This is a genomic window from Enterobacter sp. JMULE2, from assembly GCF_013337145.1.
GTDB lineage: Bacteria > Pseudomonadota > Gammaproteobacteria > Enterobacterales > Enterobacteriaceae > Enterobacter > Enterobacter mori.
Genome location: NZ_SGWD01000010.1, coordinates 623,009 through 639,758 on the forward strand (window position 1 = coordinate 623,009; position 16,750 = coordinate 639,758).

At 55.3% G+C, this 16,750-nt stretch carries 15 protein-coding genes and 1 pseudogene; 10 read left to right on the plus strand and 6 right to left on the minus strand.

The features are described from left to right. Nucleotides 1–142: 142 nt before the first annotated feature. Nucleotides 143–1,798 carry a glucan biosynthesis protein D gene (locus EXW94_RS03845; protein ID WP_174339529.1) on the plus strand — a complete coding sequence of 552 codons (1,656 nt, stop codon included), beginning with the start codon at nucleotides 143–145 and terminating at the stop codon, nucleotides 1,796–1,798. Nucleotides 1,799–1,903: 105 nt separating this feature from the next. Continuing rightward, nucleotides 1,904–2,443: a 50S ribosomal protein L7/L12-serine acetyltransferase gene (gene rimL, locus EXW94_RS03850; protein WP_174339530.1), complete on the plus strand. Its 540-nt coding sequence runs from the start codon at nucleotides 1,904–1,906 to the stop codon at nucleotides 2,441–2,443. Here the strand turns inward: rimL and ydcK are convergent. Further along, nucleotides 2,438–3,418 carry a YdcK family protein gene (gene ydcK, locus EXW94_RS03855; RefSeq protein ID WP_100166693.1) on the minus strand — a complete coding sequence of 327 codons (981 nt, stop codon included), beginning with the start codon at nucleotides 3,416–3,418 and terminating at the stop codon, nucleotides 2,438–2,440. The genes rimL and ydcK overlap by 6 nt on opposite strands. A gap of 122 nt (nucleotides 3,419–3,540) precedes the next feature. Here ydcK and tehA point away from each other — a divergent pair, with 122 nt between their 5' ends. After that, a complete protein-coding gene (tehA, locus tag EXW94_RS03860) occupies nucleotides 3,541–4,542 on the plus strand; it encodes a dicarboxylate transporter/tellurite-resistance protein TehA (protein ID WP_089598455.1) in 1,002 nt (333 codons plus the stop codon). Next, complete coding sequence (tehB, locus tag EXW94_RS03865) at nucleotides 4,542–5,135, plus strand: tellurite resistance methyltransferase TehB (protein ID WP_010431024.1); 594 nt, start codon at nucleotides 4,542–4,544, stop codon at nucleotides 5,133–5,135. Before tehA ends, tehB begins: the two co-directional genes overlap by 1 nt. On the opposite strand, the gene pepT is transcribed toward tehB, so the two are convergent. Then, nucleotides 5,132–6,361 (minus strand): peptidase T, encoded by a 1,230-nt coding sequence (pepT, locus tag EXW94_RS03870; RefSeq protein WP_174339531.1) that lies wholly within the window; start codon nucleotides 6,359–6,361, stop codon nucleotides 5,132–5,134. The two genes, tehB and pepT, sit on opposite strands and share 4 nt — an antisense overlap. A 111-nt stretch (nucleotides 6,362–6,472) precedes the next feature. Here pepT and EXW94_RS03875 point away from each other — a divergent pair. Then, a pseudogene (locus EXW94_RS03875) lies at nucleotides 6,473–8,067 on the plus strand (ABC transporter substrate-binding protein). A gap of 135 nt (nucleotides 8,068–8,202) precedes the next feature. After that, on the plus strand, nucleotides 8,203–8,877 hold the full coding sequence (locus EXW94_RS03880) for a DUF3313 domain-containing protein (RefSeq protein WP_010431033.1): 675 nt from the start codon (nucleotides 8,203–8,205) through the stop codon (nucleotides 8,875–8,877). Between the two features lie 33 nt (nucleotides 8,878–8,910). On the opposite strand, the gene EXW94_RS03885 is transcribed toward EXW94_RS03880, so the two are convergent. After that, nucleotides 8,911–9,807 carry a DMT family transporter gene (locus EXW94_RS03885; RefSeq protein ID WP_108417499.1) on the minus strand — a complete coding sequence of 299 codons (897 nt, stop codon included), beginning with the start codon at nucleotides 9,805–9,807 and terminating at the stop codon, nucleotides 8,911–8,913. 173 nt (nucleotides 9,808–9,980) lie between these two features. Between EXW94_RS03885 and EXW94_RS03890 the strand changes: the two genes are divergently transcribed. Then, nucleotides 9,981–10,853, plus strand: a complete 873-nt coding sequence (locus EXW94_RS03890) for an AraC family transcriptional regulator (protein WP_042713790.1) — start codon at nucleotides 9,981–9,983, stop codon at nucleotides 10,851–10,853. Here the strand turns inward: EXW94_RS03890 and EXW94_RS03895 are convergent. Next, a complete protein-coding gene (locus tag EXW94_RS03895; protein ID WP_174339532.1) occupies nucleotides 10,833–11,999 on the minus strand; it encodes a benzoate/H(+) symporter BenE family transporter in 1,167 nt (388 codons plus the stop codon). The two genes, EXW94_RS03890 and EXW94_RS03895, sit on opposite strands and share 21 nt — an antisense overlap. 95 nt (nucleotides 12,000–12,094) lie before the next feature. Here EXW94_RS03895 and EXW94_RS03900 point away from each other — a divergent pair, with 95 nt between their 5' ends. Together EXW94_RS03900 and EXW94_RS03905 are read left to right on the plus strand one after the other, a co-directional pair. Further along, on the plus strand, nucleotides 12,095–12,622 hold the full coding sequence (locus EXW94_RS03900) for a helix-turn-helix domain-containing protein (RefSeq protein ID WP_100166686.1): 528 nt from the start codon (nucleotides 12,095–12,097) through the stop codon (nucleotides 12,620–12,622). 80 nt (nucleotides 12,623–12,702) lie between these two features. Further along, on the plus strand, nucleotides 12,703–14,667 hold the full coding sequence (locus EXW94_RS03905; protein WP_174339533.1) for a U32 family peptidase: 1,965 nt from the start codon (nucleotides 12,703–12,705) through the stop codon (nucleotides 14,665–14,667). Here EXW94_RS03905 and EXW94_RS03910 read toward each other — a convergent pair whose 3' ends face one another. Continuing rightward, the gene (locus EXW94_RS03910) at nucleotides 14,668–14,898 is read right to left on the minus strand and encodes a DUF2554 family protein (RefSeq protein WP_108417495.1); all 231 of its coding nucleotides are present in this window, start codon (nucleotides 14,896–14,898) and stop codon (nucleotides 14,668–14,670) included. It lies immediately after the preceding gene. A gap of 296 nt (nucleotides 14,899–15,194) precedes the next feature. Between EXW94_RS03910 and EXW94_RS03915 the strand changes: the two genes are divergently transcribed. Further along, complete coding sequence (locus EXW94_RS03915) at nucleotides 15,195–15,557, plus strand: hypothetical protein (protein ID WP_010431056.1); 363 nt, start codon at nucleotides 15,195–15,197, stop codon at nucleotides 15,555–15,557. Nucleotides 15,558–15,708: 151 nt separating this feature from the next. On the opposite strand, the gene ftrA is transcribed toward EXW94_RS03915, so the two are convergent. Then, entirely contained in the window at nucleotides 15,709–16,707 is a 999-nt protein-coding gene (ftrA, locus tag EXW94_RS03920) for a transcriptional regulator FtrA (protein WP_174339932.1), read from the minus strand. Between the last annotated feature and the right edge of the window lie 43 nt (nucleotides 16,708–16,750).

Here is a 16,750-nt window from a genome sequence, read left to right on the forward strand (position 1 = left end):
AAATATTTCTCACTTTGTTCATATAATCACCGGCCAACAATTGGATTCTTAACCATTTTTGTTTAGGCTGTGCGTTCTTTCTTGCCGTCATTTCGCCGCGCGCGAAACACATTCACACGACCATAAGGACGTTTTTCCAGGCATGAATCGCAGACGTTTTCTAAAAGGCTCGCTTGCAATGGCTGCCCTGAGCGGCACCTCTGGCCTTGCTTCCCTGTTTTCCAAAGCGGCCTACGCGGCTGACTCTGACATTGCAGACGGCCAGAGCCGTCGTTTTGACTTCTCCGTACTGCAATCCATGGCGCATGACCTGGCGAAAACCCCGTGGGGTGGCGCGCCGCGTCCGCTGCCGGAGACGCTGGCAACCATGACGCCGCAGGCGTATAACGCCATCCGCTACGACGAAAAACAGTCTCTGTGGAATAACATCGAAGGCCGTCAGCTGGACGTGCAGTTCTTCCATATGGGGATGGGTTTCCGCCGCCGCGTGCGTATGTTCTCGCTGGATCAAACAACCTCTCAGGCGCGTGAGATCCACTTCCGCCCTGAACTGTTCAGCTACGGCGACACGGGTGTCGATACCAAACAGCTTGAAGGCCAGAGCGATCTCGGTTTTGCGGGCTTCCGCGCCTTTAAAGCCCCCGAGCTGGCGCGTCGCGATATCGTCTCGTTCCTCGGTGCGAGCTACTTCCGCGCGGTGGATGACACCTATCAGTACGGCCTTTCCGCACGCGGTCTGGCGGTGGATACCTTTACCGACACGCCGGAAGAGTTCCCGGATTTCACCTCCTTCTGGTTTGAAACCGTTAAGCCTGGCGATACCACTTTTACCGTCTACACGCTGCTGGATAGCCCAAGCATCACCGGTGCCTATAAGTTCGTGATCCACTGCGAGAAGAGCCAGGTGATTATGGAGGTGGAAAACCATCTCTATGCGCGTAAAGACATCAAGCAGTTGGGCATCGCGCCGATGACCAGCATGTTCAGCTGCGGCAATAACGAGCGCCGCATGTGCGACACCATTCACCCGCAAATCCACGACTCCGACCGCCTGGCGATGTGGCGCGGCAACGGGGAGTGGATCTGTCGTCCGCTGAATAACCCGCAGAAGCTGCAGTTCAATGCCTACATGGATAAGAACCCTAAGGGCTTTGGCCTGCTGCAGCTTGACCGCGATTTCTCTCACTATCAGGATGTGATGGGCTGGTATAACAAACGTCCAAGCCTGTGGGTTGAACCGCGTAACGACTGGGGTAAAGGCGCGGTAGGGCTGATGGAGATCCCAACGACGGGCGAAACGCTGGATAACGTGGTCTGCTTCTGGCAGCCGGAGAAGCCGGTGGAAGCGGGGGACGAGCTGGACTTCAAATACCGCCTTTACTGGAGCGCGCAGCCGCCGGTGCGTTCTCCGCTGGCGAACGTTTTCGCCACCCGTACCGGTATGGGGGGCTTCCCGGAAGGTTGGGCATCGGGCGAAAATTACCCGAAAGTCTGGGCGCGTCGCTTTGCCATTGATTTCGTCGGGGGCGACCTGAAGGCCGCTGCGCCAAAAGGTATCGAGCCGGTGATCACGCTCTCCAGCGGTGAAGCGAAGCAGGTTGAGATCCTCTACGTTGAGCCGTTTGACGGGTATCGTATTCTGTTTGACTGGTATCCAACCTCGGATTCAACCGAGCCGGTGGATATGCGCCTGTTCCTGCGCTGTCAGGGCGATGCCATCAGTGAAACCTGGCTGTATCAGTATTTCCCGCCGGCGCCGGATAAGCGTAACTACGTTGACGACCGGATAATGCGTTAACGTTTGTGGGGTTGTGCCGGGTGGCGGATTCGCCTTACCCGGCCTACTCTGGACGCATTTGTAGGCCGGGTAAGCGTTAGCGCCACCCGGCAATTGAGAGGCACCATGTCTTCAGAAATCATCCCCGTTTCACAGCAAATCGAACTGCGATCCGTCGAAGAGCGTTATACCACCGACCTGCACAACCTCGTCATCAAAAACAAAAACTTCCTGCAAACCGCCTTTGACTGGGCGCAGCACGTGGGCAGCGAAGAGGATACCCGCCGCAACGTGCAGAGCAACCAAATGCTGCACCAGCGCGGCTACGCCAAAATGTTTTTAATTTTTCATGACGATGCGCTGGCAGGTGTGCTGTCGTTCAACGCCATTGAACCCGCGAACAAAACGGGCTATATCGGCTACTGGCTGGATGAAGCGCATCAGGGAAAGGGCATCCTCTCCCGGTCGTTGCAGGCGTTTATGCGCCATTATGTTGAACTCGGGACCGTTCGCCGCTTTGTGATTAAGTGCCGGGTGGATAACCACAGCAGCAATGCTGTTGCGCTGCGCAACGGTTTTATGCTCGAAGGGTGCCTGCGGGAGGCCGAATACCTGAACGGCCGTTATGATGATGTAAATACCTACGCGAGACTGTTCCCGCTATAGCGCGCCAAGCAGTGGCGTGCGGGTAATGCGCGTATCGCCGTTGATCGCCTTTTCCCCACGCAGGTGAATGTTCTCGCCCATAAAGGCTTCAATCACCGCATCGTCGGTAATCTCCACCCGATGTTCGATAAACACGTCGCCACTGATGCGCGCGCGCCCCTGAATAACGACTTTATCGTCAATCAGAATCGGCCCACCGCGCAGCCACGCCTCTCCACCGATCAGCACGTGATGCTTGATGACGCAGTTACCTTCGATAACGGCGTTTTCTGCAACCTGCGAGCTGTAGCGCACGGTGGGGATAGCGTCGTCATCAAAGCCCGCAATAAGACGCGCGTTGCCGTACACTTTGGCGCAGTCACAGACCCAGACGTTGTTGAGATCGTTACCCTCCAGGATGGCCCTGTCGAAGACTTCGGCTCGATGCTCGATAAAGGCATAGCTGACCAGCGCGTCGCCGTAGATTTGCGCCTGATGCACAATGCGCGACTCGCTCACCGTGGCCCGGTCATAAATTTTGAGGATCTGTTCCTGGTCGGGCGTTAAGCCTTTCGCGGCAATCACCATGCTGTTGTGGATCACGCGTGCATCACCGTAAATATGGCATTCGCCCCGTACGGTGGATTGCTGAATGGTGACGTTGTCACTTATTTTTGCCTCATGGCTCACCTGTGCATTATCCAGCCAGCTGTTACCGCCGACGCAGGCACGGTGGCTCACGACGCAAGGCTGTGTAAGACGGGCGTTATCCGATATTGTCGCGCCCGCAAATACCACGCTGTTCTCGTCGTAGATCCAGCAGTCACCGTCCTGCGCGAGGGCACTCTCATCGTCAATCCAGCCGCCTTTTGTACCGGCCGTCACGTCATTAAAATCCGCCGTGGCGATAATCTGCCGCAGCGTGGCTGAGTGGGTTGTCTCGCCGTTTTTCCACTGCCAGAGGCGGGTCTCGTCGCTAAGGCGGTATTTGTTCATCATGTTATCCCTGGTGAGCGTCTCCACTAAACGTAGCAAACTTTCGGCTTTCCGTTGTGCTGGCATCCGCAGCGGAAACCTCTTAAAATGGCATTTAAAATACATTTTAAAAAATCAAATTAATGAATAACTTTAACAAATCCCAACAGGTGCTTAACCTTCCCGCGGGGTATTTTGGCATGGTGCTGGGCATCATCGGCATGGGCTTCGCCTGGCGATACGCCAGCACTCTGTGGCCGGTGACGCGCTGGCCGGGTGAGATTCTGGTCGCTCTCGCGATTACATGCTGGTTTTTACTGACAGCGGCGTTTATCACTCGTGCGATCCGTTTCCCGTGCAGCGTGCTGGCAGAGATGCGCCACCCGGTGATGAGCAGCTTCGTCAGCCTTTTTCCGGCCACCACCATGCTGGTTGCCATTGGCTTTGTACCCTGGTTCCGCCCGGTATCGCTGGTGCTGTTCGGTGTGGGCGTGGTGGTGCAGCTTGCCTATGCTGCCTGGCAAAGCGCCGGGCTATGGCGGGGGACGCACCCGCAGGAGGCCACCACGCCGGGATTATATCTGCCAACGGTGGCGAATAATTTTATCAGCGCAATGGCGTGCGGAGCTCTGGGATTCAACGACGCAGGGCTTGTCTTCCTTGGCGCAGGCGTCTTTTCATGGCTCAGCCTGGAGCCGGTGATCCTCCAGCGTCTTCGCAGCGCCGGAGAGCTTCCCTCCGCGCAGCGTACCTCTTTAGGCATTCAGCTGGCGCCCGCGTTGGTGGCGTGTAGCGCCTGGTTTAGCGTCAACGGTGGGGAAGCCGACACCTTCGCCAAAATGCTATTCGGCTACGGCCTGTTGCAGTTGCTGTTTATGCTGCGCCTGCTGCCGTGGTATTTGTCTCAGCCGTTTAACGCCTCCTTCTGGAGTTTTTCGTTTGGCGTGTCGGCTCTGGCTACTACGGGGCTGCATCTGGGACACGGCAGTTCGTCTGGATTCTTCCACGCCATTGCCGTGCCGCTGTTTATCTTTACCAATCTCATTATTGGGATGCTATTGGTTCGTACATTTATCCTGCTGATACAGGGCAAACTTCTGGTGCGCACTGATAAAGCACTGCTTATGCAATCTGAGGAAAAATAATGGCTGTCGATGAAAATTACTTCACAGAGAAATATGGCTTAACCCGTACCCACTCTGAGGTGCTGTACAGCGCGGAGATCGTTAAACCGGGTAAAACGCTGGATCTGGGCTGCGGAAATGGCCGCAATAGCCTTTACCTGGCCGCCAACGGCTTTGAGGTGACCGCCTGGGATAAAAACCCGATGAGTATTGATAACATCGAGCGCATCAAAGCGGCAGAAGGGATTACGACGCTGCAGACTGCGATCAAAGATCTTAACAACCTGAGCTTCGACGGTGAGTATGATTTTATCCTCTCCACCGTAGTGCTGATGTTCCTGGAAGCGAACACCATCCCTGGTCTTATCGCCAATATGCAGCGCTGCACGAAGCCGGGCGGCTACAACCTGATCGTTGCCGCCATGGATACGGCAGACTACCCGTGCACCGTTGGCTTCCCGTTTGCGTTTAAAGCCGGTGAGCTGAGCAACTACTATGAAGGCTGGGAGTTGCTCAAATACAACGAAGAGGTGGGCGAACTGCACCGCACCGATGAAAACGGCAACCGCATCAAGCTGCGCTTTGCCACTATGCTGGCACGCAAGCCCGCTTAACGGGCGGCCAGCAGGCAGATCTGCAGGGCAGTGTTGTACGATGCCTCGAACGACGACAGCGGTAAAAACTCGAACGTCGAGTGGAAGTTATGCGCGCCGGTGAAGAAGTTCGGGGTGAGCAGCCCTTTAGCAGAGAGCGCTGCGCCGTCGGTACCGCCGCGCATCGGAGTGGGTTTTGGCGTGATGCCCAGTGATTCCATCGCCTCAAACATCAGATCGATGGCGCGCCTGTCTTCGCCAATCGCATTGCTGATATTGCTGTAGGTGTCTTCAATGCGATAGTCCACCCTGGCCGTTGGATGTTGGGTGGCAATCAGTGCGGCTACGTCGGCAATCTGCCGCTTGCGGGCGGCAAAGTTGTCCTTGTCGAAGTCCCGGATATTGGCTTTAAGAACGGCCTCGTTCTGACCGGCCTGAATGCCGTTAAACCAGATATAGCCTTCACGCCCTTCGGTGCACTCCGGCGTTTGCTGGCGGTCAAAATGGTTGATGTAGTCAGTCGCCATCAGCAGTGGGTTCACCAGCACGCCTTTGGCGGACATCGGGTGTGCCGTCACGCCGGTAAAGCGGATCTCTGCGGCTGCCGCATTAAAGTTTTCGTAGACAATTTCACCCAGCTCGCAGCAGTCGATGGTCCAGGCGAAATCGACGTCGAAGCGTTTCAGATCCAGCGCCTTGGCACCGTTCAGGCCGATCTCTTCATCAGGCACAAATGCCACGACGATATCCCCGTGCTGATGTTCCGCCGTCAGGTTTTCCAGCACCGTCATCACCACCGTCACCGCCGATTTATTATCTGCGCCTAATACGCTGGTTCCGTCGCTGAAAATAATCTCTTCGCCAGGATACGCCAGAATTTCTGGGTGCTCTTTAACACGTAACCAGATGTCTTTCTCTTTATTCAGACAGAGATCATCACCATGAAAGGTCAATATTTGCGGATGAATATCCGGTGATAAGCCCACGTCTACGGTATCAATATGGGTAATAAAGCCGATGCGCGGTGCACCGGGCACATTGCCTTTTTTTACCGCCGTTACCGTGGCGAATTCATCAATCACAATATCGTCTAACCCCAGCTGTGCCAGCTCCTGCGCCAGCTCCCGCGCCATGTCATGCTGGCCCGGCGTTGAGGGCAGGGTTTTCACTTTGGGATCGCTCTGGCTGGTGATAGCGAGATAGCGGAAAAAACGATGCGTTAATTGTCTGGAAAGCGGCGAGCCCATAGTGATTTATTCCTTATTTATTTTTCAGGTGTTTGCCACATCACTTTAATGTTATTTATGGAATGGCAAAAGAATTAATTAGCCGTCGAATTAAAAAGACAGGAATAAATGATGAAAAGCAAACTCACAATGTTAACGCTCGCGTTTGCTGCGCTGACGGTCAGTTCCACCGTGGTGGCGAAAACGCTGGTGTATTGTTCCGAAGGATCGCCAGAAAACTTTAATCCTCAGCTATATACCTCGGGAACTAGCGTGGATGCCAGCGCCGTGCCGGTCTATAACCGGCTGGTCGATTTCAAACCCGGCACCACGGAGCTGGTGCCGAGCCTGGCGGAGCGCTGGGAGGTGAGCGACGACGGCAAGGTCTACACCTTCCATCTGCGAAAAGAGGTGAAATTCCAGAGCAACAAAGCGTTCAAGCCGACGCGGGATTTTAACGCCGACGACGTGATTTTCTCGTTTATGCGTCAGAAGGATGTCAATCATCCGTACCATAACGTCTCCAACGGCAGCTATTCCAACTTCGAAAGCCTGGAGTTTGGCAGCCTGATTACCGCGATAGACAAGGTGGATGACCATACCGTGCGCTTTACGCTGGCTCACCCGGAAGCGCCGTTTGTGGCCGATCTGGCGTGGTATTTTGCCTCGATTCTTTCGGCGGAATATGCCGATGTGATGCTCAAGGCCGGTACGCCGGAGAAGGTCGACATGGATCCTGTCGGGACCGGGCCGTTCAGGCTGGCGCAGTATCAGAAAGACTCCCGCATTTTATTCACGGCGTTCCCGGAATACTGGCAGGGTAAATCGAAGCTGGACCGACTGGTGTTCACCATCACGCCGGATGCGTCCGTGCGTTTTGCGAAAATCGAAAAAATGAGTGTCAGGTGATGCCGTTCCCGAACCCGGCCGATCTGCCGCGCATGAAGGCGAACAAAGACATCACGTTGATGAGCAAGGCGGGGCTGAATACCGGTTTTCTGGCATTCAATACGCAAAAGCCGCCGCTGGATAATGTGAAAGTCCGTCAGGCGCTGGCGATGGCGATCAATAAACCCGCCATTATTGACGCGGTATTCCACGGTACGGGCACTGCGGCGAAAAACCTGCTGCCGCCGGGCGTCTGGAGCGCAGACAGCGAGCTTAAGGATTACGATTACGATCCCGAAAAGGCGAAAGCGCTGCTGAAAGAGGCCGGTTTTGCTAACGGTGTCAGCATCGACTTGTGGGCGATGCCGGTGCAGCGTCCCTACAATCCGAATGCGAAACGCATGGCGGAGATGATTCAGGCCGACTGGGCGAAGGTTGGCGTGCAGGCCAAAATTGTCACCTATGAGTGGGGGGAATACCTCAAGCGTGTGAAAGGGGGCGAACATCAGGCTGCGCTGATGGGCTGGACAACAGCCACGGGCGACCCGGATAACTTCTTTGGCCCGCTCTTTACCTGTACGTCCGCCAACGGCGGTTCGAATTCGGCCAAATGGTGCTACAAACCCTTTGATAAAATTATTGCCGAGGCAAAATCGATAACCGATCAGAATAAACGCATTGCCTTGTACAAAGAGGCGCAGCAGATAATGCATGACCAGATGCCAGCCGTCATGATTGCACACTCCACAATATTTGAACCGGTGCGTAAGGAAGTGACTGGCTACGAAATAGACCCGTTTGGTAAGCATCTGTTCTGGCAGGTGGATATTAAGCCGTAATTTTGTCCTGCCCGGACCGCGTTCGGGCAGTCTTTTCGCAATTTGTGCTGCCTGCATCATTTTTTGCCACAACAAATCCCCCCATCTTTTGCTATAACTTCAAGTGCATACTTGCAGATAACATGGAATACCATCATGCGTACTCACACTTTTTTTAAAGTTGCAGTGCTTTCTGGTCTGTTGGCGTTGGCGGGCTGTGCATCGAAAGTTGCCGCTCCCGAACAATATTCAGGCTTTTTAAAAGATTATTCAGGCTTGCAGCAAACGACGTCCGCGACGGGGAAACCAACGCTGCGTTGGGTTGATCCTTCGTATAACGAAGCCAATTACGACAGCATTCTCTGGACGCCGATAACCTATTATCCGGCGCCAAAACCGACGACTCAGATTGGTCAAAAAACGCTTGATGAGCTCCTGGCCTATACCAATACCAAAATGAAAACGGCAATTGGTCAGCGTAAACCTGTTGTGTCGACGCCGGGCAAACACAGCCTGATCTTCCGCGGGGCCATCACCGGCGTGAGTTCGCAAAAAGAAGGCCTGCAGTTCTATGAAGTGGTGCCTGTCGCGCTGGTTGTAGCGGGTACGCAGATGGCAACCGGTCACCGCACCATGGATACGCACCTGTTCTTCGAAGGTGAATTGATTGATGCGGCAACGAACAAAACCGTCATGAAAGTGGTGCGTAAAGGCGAAGGGAAAGAGTTGGCTAACGAAAATACGCCAATGGGCTTCGCAACGCTGAAGCAAGTTGTGGATGACATGGCGACAGATGCCACCATGTTTGATGTGCATAAAACAGCGAAATAATGAATCAGGGCCTGCAGCGATGCAGGCCTATTTTTATGCCGTTCTCAGTCGTCTGTACCAGGTTTCTGGCTTCGTAAACATCACCATATTCCCGCCCAAAATCAGCAGTAGCCCAACAATCCCATTTACGTGCCACACGTATCCTTCGTAGATCGTCGAAATAGAGAGCGCAACCAGCGGGAACAGCAGGGTGCTGTAGGCGGCTTTACCCGGACCGATGCGTCCGACCAGCGTAAAGTAGGCGCCAAAGGCAATCACCGAGCCAAACAGGGCCAGATAGAGCAGCGCACCAATGTAGCTTACCGTCCACTCCGGCATAAAATTGTCCCCTCTGACGAGCGCAATACCGCCCATCACCAGCGTACCGTAGAGCATCGCCCAGGCGTTGGTGGTCATGGTCTCCAGACCGTTACGCTGGTGGCGCATGCTGATCATATTACCCAGTGAGAATCCGTAGGTGCCCAGCGCCGACAGGCCAATGCCCGTCAGTAAAGAGGCGCTCCAGCCGCTTGCCAGCAGGTCGTCCCAGAAGAGGGTGATGATCCCGACCAGGCCCAGCGCGGCGGCCGTCCAGAAACGAGCGGGCGGGCGCTGTCCGAAGAAAATAAAGCTGTTAATGGCGTTATACAGCACCGCCATGGAGAAAATCACCGACTCCAGGCCGGTATTGATGTGCGCGGCGGCGGCGTAAAAGCACCAGAAGTTGAAGCAGAAAACGCAGCATCCCTGCAGCAGGCAAAAGAGGTGATCCCGCAGGGCCATCTTACGCAAACGGCGAAGGGCAAGTAAGACGATCATTATCGTGGCGGTGGCCACGGCAAAGCGCCAGAAAATCGACACCGGGGCCGCGACCGGTCCCTGCTGCAGAAAAATTGCAATCCAGGTCGTTCCCCATATCACGACCACCAGTCCATAGAGCAATGCGTTCATTGTTTCTCTCTTCTCATACCGCGAAAAGCACAGTCTGACCCGTCTGGCGCTGGGCTGCTTTCATCCTCTTGCGCTGGACTTGCAAATTCTTGCGCTTTTTTGTTGCGCGAAGGCTGGCATCGCGCGACAACACTTCTTAGACTGAGGGTCTGATCAACCATCCGTTCACGGCTATGTCTCACGCTTACGATACCTTTGAAACGCTACGCCAACAGAATGCAGTGCTCCGGGAAACGGTCGCGCTTAATTCCGGTATTCAACTGGCGGCGTGGTACAACAAGCACGATACGATCACCGTAAAAAGCAATCACCATACCCTCAGCCTGTACGTGGCCGATGGTTACGAAAGCTACCAAAAAACGCCGGGCGGCTGGAGGAATGGCGGCGGTCCGGACCGTTTCTGCCTGATGCCGAAAGAGAGCGAATCGACGTGGGATATCCGCGATGACCTGTCATTTGTTCATCTGTACTGTACCGATGAACATTTGCGCGATGTTGGCGAAAAAATCTGGGATAAACGCCCGCTGTCGCTGACGCTTGATGAGAAAATCTTCGGCAGCGATCCGAAAATCACCGCGCTTTATCGCCAGTTTTTGCTTGGCTGCGACTGGCAGCAAAAAGCGAATCAGCTAGCCCTCAGCACCGCCTCTACGCTTTTACTGACGCATCTGCTCCAGAATTACGCCAGCGTGCAGTGGAAGCTGCCGGTCGTCACCGGCGGGCTGTCGCCGTTTGTGCTGCGAAACGTGCTGGCATTTATCGAAGAGCATCTCTCCCAGCCGCTGACGCTGGCCGATCTCGCCGATCAGGCTGCGCTGAGCGAGTATCACTTTGCAAGAATGTTTCGTCAGTCGATGGGGCTGGCTCCGCATCAGTACGTTATGCAGCGCCGTATGGAGAGAGCCAAAGCGCTGGTGCAGCATACCAACACGCCGCTTACGGATATCGCACTCGCCTGCGGGTTTAACTCCGCCAGCCACTTCAGCAACCGTTTTCGCAGCATCATGGGGATAACCCCGTCACAGCTACGCGCGGCGACGGCGTGAAAACACGGCGTAACAGAGGCCACCCAGCACCAGCCCCCAGAAAGCAGAGCCAATCCCCAGAATTGTTGCCCCGCTGGCGGTCATCAGAAAGGTGACGATCGCCGCGTCGCGTTCCGCCTCGTGATTCAATGCCTGATACAAACTCCCGCTGATGGTGCCGAGCAGCGCCAGACCGGCAAGCGTCTGGATCCAGCTGAGCGGTAATGCGGCCATTAATCCGGCGATCGATCCGCCAAAAATGCCCGCCAGGAGATAAAACGCGCCCGCAGCCGCGGCGGCAAGCCAGCGTTTACCCGCATCCGGATGGGCATCAGGGCTCTGGCAAATGGCGGCGGTAATGGCGGCGATACAGATGGAGAACACGCCGAAGGGAGATAACAGCAGCGCCAGCCCGCCCGTCACGATAATCAGCGGTGAGACCGCCAGCGGATAGCCCGATGCTTTCATCGTGGCGAACCCCGGCGCGTTTTGCGAGGCCATGGTGACCAGGAAGAAGGGCACGCCGATGCTCAGCAGGCTGGTGAAGGTAAACGCCGGTGCGATAAATTGCGGCATAACGACAGAAAGGGCGATATCACTTGTGACAACGTCACCTCCCGCCCATGCGACTGCGCTACCCACCAGCAGCGTGGCGACAATGGCGTACCGGGGCGCAAAGGCTTTGGCCATCAGCCAGGCCGCCAGCATGCTCCCGCACAACAGAAAATGCCCGTCGAGATTGCTAAACGCCTGCAGGCCAAACCGCAGCAGCACGCCTGCCAGCATCGCGGCGGCAAGGGAATGGGGGATGAGCTTCATCAGGCGGGCAAATAGGCCGGTCACGCCGCACAGTAAAATGAGCGCGTTGGCAAAGATAAAAATGCCGATGGTTTCGGCAAGCGTCACGCCGTTGAGGCTGGTGGCTAACAGCGCCGCGCCGGGCGTTGACCAGGCGGTGAGTACCGGGGCTTTGTACCACCACGATAACGCAAGGGTGCTGAGGCCCATCCCAATGCCCAGCGCGGTCATCCAGCCCGCAATCTGGTGCGCATTTGCGCCCGCCGCCGCTGCGGCCTGCCAGATGATGGCTGCCGAGCTGGCATACCCCACCAGTACGGCAACAAATCCGGCAAGGACGGCAGGAAAGAGATGAGTTGAAGGGCGCATAAAAAAACTCCGTTGTGCGTTATAGCGTCCGGTATAAAGTACCACTGTGCGTTATAGCGTACAAGTGGTATGCTATATGGGTATCTGGAGGGACCATGGAAATTACACAACATCTTGCTCATACCCTGAAAACCGAGCGCCAGGCGCGCGGCTGGAGCCTGTCGAAGCTGGCAGAAGAGACGGGCGTGTCAAAGGCCATGCTGGGCCAAATTGAGCGCAATGAATCCAGCCCGACGGTGTCGACGCTGTGGAAAATCGCCACCGGGCTGAACGTACCCTTTTCTGCCTTCATCGCACCAGAGGCGGACGGGCAGGCCGTGTTTGATCCCCAGCAGCAGGCGATGGTTGTGAAACCGTTATTTCCGTGGGATGAGACGCTAAGGTTTGACCATTTTTCAATAACCCTTGCGCCCGGCGCGCTGAGCGAATCCACGCCGCATGAAGCAGGCGTCATTGAACATGTGGTGGTGATTAGCGGCGAACTGGAGATGAACATCGACGGCGAGTGGCGCACGATCCACGCTGACGCCGGGGTGCGTTTTGCGGGGGATAAACCGCACGCCTACCGCAACAGCAGCGCCCGGACGGTGCATTTTCACTCCCTTATTCATTATCCCCGCTGAGGCTACGCAAAACTGTTTCGCTGACGCATACTTCTGACTACAATAGCCGCCATTTTGACCATAACGGATAACGACGAAGTATGCGCCTGCAATCCCATCATCTTGAACTTTTAAGCCCGGCCCGTGACGCCGCCATTGCCCGTGAAGCGATCCTTCACGGTGCCGATGCCGTCTACATTGGCGGCCCTGGCTTCGGTGCCCGCCATAACGCCAGCAACAGCCTGAGCGATATTGCCGAGCTGGTGCCGTTCGCCCACCGTTTTGGGGCGAAAGTGTTCGTGACCCTGAACACGATCCTTCATGATGATGAACTGGAGCCAGCGCAGCGTCTGATTACCGATCTCTACCAGACCGGCGTGGATGCCCTGATTGTTCAGGATATGGGCGTTCTTGAGCTGGATATTCCGCCCATTGAACTCCATGCAAGCACCCAGTGCGACATCCGCACGGTAGAAAAAGCGAAATTCCTCTCTGACGTCGGGTTCTCGCAGATCGTGCTGGCGCGAGAGCTGAACCTGAACCAAATCCGCGATATTCACCAGGCCACGGACGCGACCATCGAGTTCTTTATCCATGGCGCGCTGTGCGTCGCCTATTCCGGCCAGTGCAACATTTCGCACGCGCAGACCGGGCGCAGCGCCAACCGCGGCGATTGCTCGCAGGCCTGCCGTCTGCCGTACACCCTGAAAGACGATCAGGGCCGCGTGGTGGCCTTCGAAAAACACCTGCTGTCCATGAAGGATAACGATCAGACCGCTAACCTTGGCGCGCTGATTGACGCGGGCGTGCGCTCCTTCAAGATTGAAGGGCGCTATAAAGATATGAGCTACGTGAAGAATATCACCGCGCACTATCGCCAGATGCTGGACGCCATCATCGACGATCGCGGCGACCTGGCGCGGGCTTCCGCCGGGCGTACAGAGCATTTCTTTATTCCGTCGACGGATAAAACCTTCCATCGCGGCAGCACCGACTACTTTGTGAATGCCCGTAAAGGGGATATCGGCGCGTTCGACTCGCCGAAGTTTATCGGTTTACCGGTTGGCGAAGTGCTGAAAGTGGCGAAAGATCATCTGGACGTAGAAGTGACGGAGCCGCTGGCGAACGGTGACGGCCTGAACGTGATGATCAAGCGTGAAGTCGTGGGCTTCCGCGCCAATACCGTAGAAAAATCCGGCGAAAATCGCTATCGCGTCTGGCCAAACGAGATGCCAGCGGATCTCTACAAAGCGCGATCGAACGCGGCGCTGAACCGTAACCTTGACCATAACTGGCAGCAGGCGTTGCTGAAAACCTCCAGCGAGCGTCGCATTGCGGTAGATATTGAGCTCGGCGGCTGGGAAGAACAGCTGATCCTGACCATGACCTGCGAAGACGGTATCAGCGTGACGCATACGCTCGATGGCCTGTTCGAGGTGGCAAACAACGCGGAAAAAGCACTGAACAGCCTGAAGGACGGGGTGGCGAAACTGGGACAGACGATTTATTACGCCCGTCACATCGACGTGAATCTCCCGGATGCGCTGTTTGTCCCCAACAGTCTGCTCAACCAGTTCCGCCGTGAAACGGCCGACATGCTGGATGAAGCACGTCTGGCGAACTACCCGCGCGGTAGCCGTAAAGCCGAAGCGGTGCCCGCGCCGGTTTATCCGGATACGCACTTGTCCTTCCTGGCGAACGTCTACAACCACAAAGCGCGTGAATTTTATCACCGCCACGGCGTGCAGCTGATCGACGCGGCCTATGAAGCGCATGAAGAGAAGGGCGATGTGCCGGTGATGATCACCAAACATTGTCTGCGCTTTGCGTTTAACCTGTGTCCGAAACAGGCGAAGGGAAATATCAAGAGCTGGAAAGCAACGCCAATGCAGCTGGTGAACGGCGACGAGGTATTGACCCTTAAGTTCGACTGCCGCCCGTGTGAAATGCACGTCATCGGTAAAATGAAAAATCACATCTTTAAGATGCCGCAGCCCGGCAGCGTCGTGGCGTCAGTCAGCCCCGATGAACTGATGAAGACCCTGCCTAAGCGTAAAGGCAGCTAACTAGCGAAAATGGGTATCTGGTTTGCGCGATTTCTGCCACTGGTGGTGTTCGCGCAAACCCTCCGCTGACTCCTCCGCTGCGGTACGCAGCTCATCGCTGTCGGCTTCATGCCGAAGCTGATGCTCCACACTCTTCACATACAGAAATTCATGTCCTTTGTGCCCGGCCATCAGCTGCCCGGAAAACAGTGCACAGACCAGCATAATGAGTGATAACTCTTTTCTAAACATTCGTTCACCGCAGAATGACAATTCACGGCTATCATGCAGGTAATTTCTTTGGGTTATTATTCGGAAGTTCAAATTAACGAAAAGGAATTGTCAGAATCCGTACTCTATACCCGCAATAAATGTGTATAAATAGTGAAGTGGTAACATCCTGAAAAAAGAAAGGGCAGATTCGTCTCTATTTTAGGATTAAACTGAATTACATTACCCCTGCCAAATTTGATATGTCTCCGACTCACCAAAAAGTAGAATAATCCTATATAATGGTATTCCTCTGGCTAAGGAATGAGTCTGATTAAATGAAAAAAATATTACCTATTGCGCTCGTGGTGGTTTCTGTTGGTGCAGTTGCAGGGATAGGCTATACCCGTACTGGCGCCCCGGAATATATCCAGTCGGCCGAATCCCGTGTGGGCTCCTATTTAACCAGCGATTACGGTCGTGTGGCGTGTATTAGCAGCCAAAAGAGCGAGCAGCGCTGGGAATTAGATTGCACCAATCAGGCAAAAGGGAAGTCATTCCAGTTTGCCGTATATCCTTCCGAAAAGGCGCCCTATGGCGTATCACGCTCTTTTTATCTTGAAGCGATTAACGATGATGCTAAACAGAGTGCGGAACAGGGACTGATGCGTTACCTGCAAATAAACACCCAGGCAGGTTAAGCGGTCTGTTTACCTTTCGTTGAGTCTCATGGTGTTAGGTTGTACGGGATCCGCACCCCGGCATGGAATGTCGGGAACGTAGATACCAAAATACAAATCTATCCATGCAAGCATTTACCGCCAGCTAATGGCGGTTTTTTTTTGCCCGTATTCAGCCCGCGCGGGCGAACTGTTTACGGTACCGTGCCGGGGAAAGGGCGTAATGCTGCCGGAAATGGTGCCTCAGGGTAGCGGCCTGGCCAAATCCGGTCTGTTCAGCGATGCTGTCGATGCTTAATTTACTGTTTTCAAGGTAATCTTTGGCGCGCAGCAGGCGTTCATTCAACAGCCAGCGCGTGGGCGTGGTCCCGGTGGCGTCCTGAAAGCGCCGCAGAAAGGTGCGCTGACTCATGCCAACCCGACGCGCCAGGGAGTCCACGGTGTGCGCCAGAGCCAGATGCTGGTGCAGGAAATCAAACAGCTGGCCCAGACGCTGGCTTTCCCGCAGCTGGGCAACTGGACGGCTCAACTGTTGGGTTTGCGAACCGTCCCGATGCGGCGGAATAACCAGACGCCGCGCCACGCGGTTTGCCGCTTCCATTCCGTAATCCCGACGCACCACGTGCAGGCACAAATCGATTCCCGCAGCGCTGCCCGCAGAGGTCAGAATATCGCATTCGTCCTGATACAGGACATCTTCAACCACGTCGATGGCCGGATAACGGGTTTTAAGCGCCTCAATGTAGCGCCAGTGCGTGGTGGCTTTGCGCCTGTCAAGCAGTCCGGTAGCGGCAAGTACAAAGACCCCTGAACAGATGGACAACAGCTGGCACCCGCGCGCGCTGGCCCGGCGTAAGGCATCACAAAGCGCGTCCGGTACGGCGGCATCAATACCGCGCCAGCCCGGCACGAGGATTAAATCTGCACGCTCAAGCAGGCTCAGATCGCCATCGGCCAGAATACGGATGCCCCCCGTTGCCCGTAACTCGCCTTCATCCACGCCTGCAACCGCAAACCGATACCAGCTCTCGCCCATTTCCGGGCGCGGCAGACCGAAGATTTCCACGGCCACACCAAACTCAAAGGTACACAAACCGTCATAGGCCAGAACGACCACTCTGGGAGGAGAAACCTGTCTTAAGTTTGTCATCTTTTTGCTGTTTTCTGGCATACGCGGACGCATTCACTGGCTGAATTTCTGGATAGAGTAGTGT

Coding starts and splice junctions, on each gene's coding strand:
- EXW94_RS03845 (WP_174339529.1), top strand. CDS start 143: ATGAATCGCAGACGTTTTCTAAAAGGCTCGCTTGCAATGGCTGCCCTG.
- rimL (WP_174339530.1), top strand. CDS start 1,904: ATGTCTTCAGAAATCATCCCCGTTTCACAGCAAATCGAACTGCGATCC.
- ydcK (WP_100166693.1), bottom strand. CDS start 3,418: ATGAACAAATACCGCCTTAGCGACGAGACCCGCCTCTGGCAGTGGAAA.
- tehA (WP_089598455.1), top strand. CDS start 3,541: ATGAATAACTTTAACAAATCCCAACAGGTGCTTAACCTTCCCGCGGGG.
- tehB (WP_010431024.1), top strand. CDS start 4,542: ATGGCTGTCGATGAAAATTACTTCACAGAGAAATATGGCTTAACCCGT.
- pepT (WP_174339531.1), bottom strand. CDS start 6,361: ATGGGCTCGCCGCTTTCCAGACAATTAACGCATCGTTTTTTCCGCTAT.
- EXW94_RS03880 (WP_010431033.1), top strand. CDS start 8,203: ATGCGTACTCACACTTTTTTTAAAGTTGCAGTGCTTTCTGGTCTGTTG.
- EXW94_RS03885 (WP_108417499.1), bottom strand. CDS start 9,807: ATGAACGCATTGCTCTATGGACTGGTGGTCGTGATATGGGGAACGACC.
- EXW94_RS03890 (WP_042713790.1), top strand. CDS start 9,981: ATGTCTCACGCTTACGATACCTTTGAAACGCTACGCCAACAGAATGCA.
- EXW94_RS03895 (WP_174339532.1), bottom strand. CDS start 11,999: ATGCGCCCTTCAACTCATCTCTTTCCTGCCGTCCTTGCCGGATTTGTT.
- EXW94_RS03900 (WP_100166686.1), top strand. CDS start 12,095: ATGGAAATTACACAACATCTTGCTCATACCCTGAAAACCGAGCGCCAG.
- EXW94_RS03905 (WP_174339533.1), top strand. CDS start 12,703: ATGCGCCTGCAATCCCATCATCTTGAACTTTTAAGCCCGGCCCGTGAC.
- EXW94_RS03910 (WP_108417495.1), bottom strand. CDS start 14,898: ATGTTTAGAAAAGAGTTATCACTCATTATGCTGGTCTGTGCACTGTTT.
- EXW94_RS03915 (WP_010431056.1), top strand. CDS start 15,195: ATGAAAAAAATATTACCTATTGCGCTCGTGGTGGTTTCTGTTGGTGCA.
- ftrA (WP_174339932.1), bottom strand. CDS start 16,707: ATGCCAGAAAACAGCAAAAAGATGACAAACTTAAGACAGGTTTCTCCT.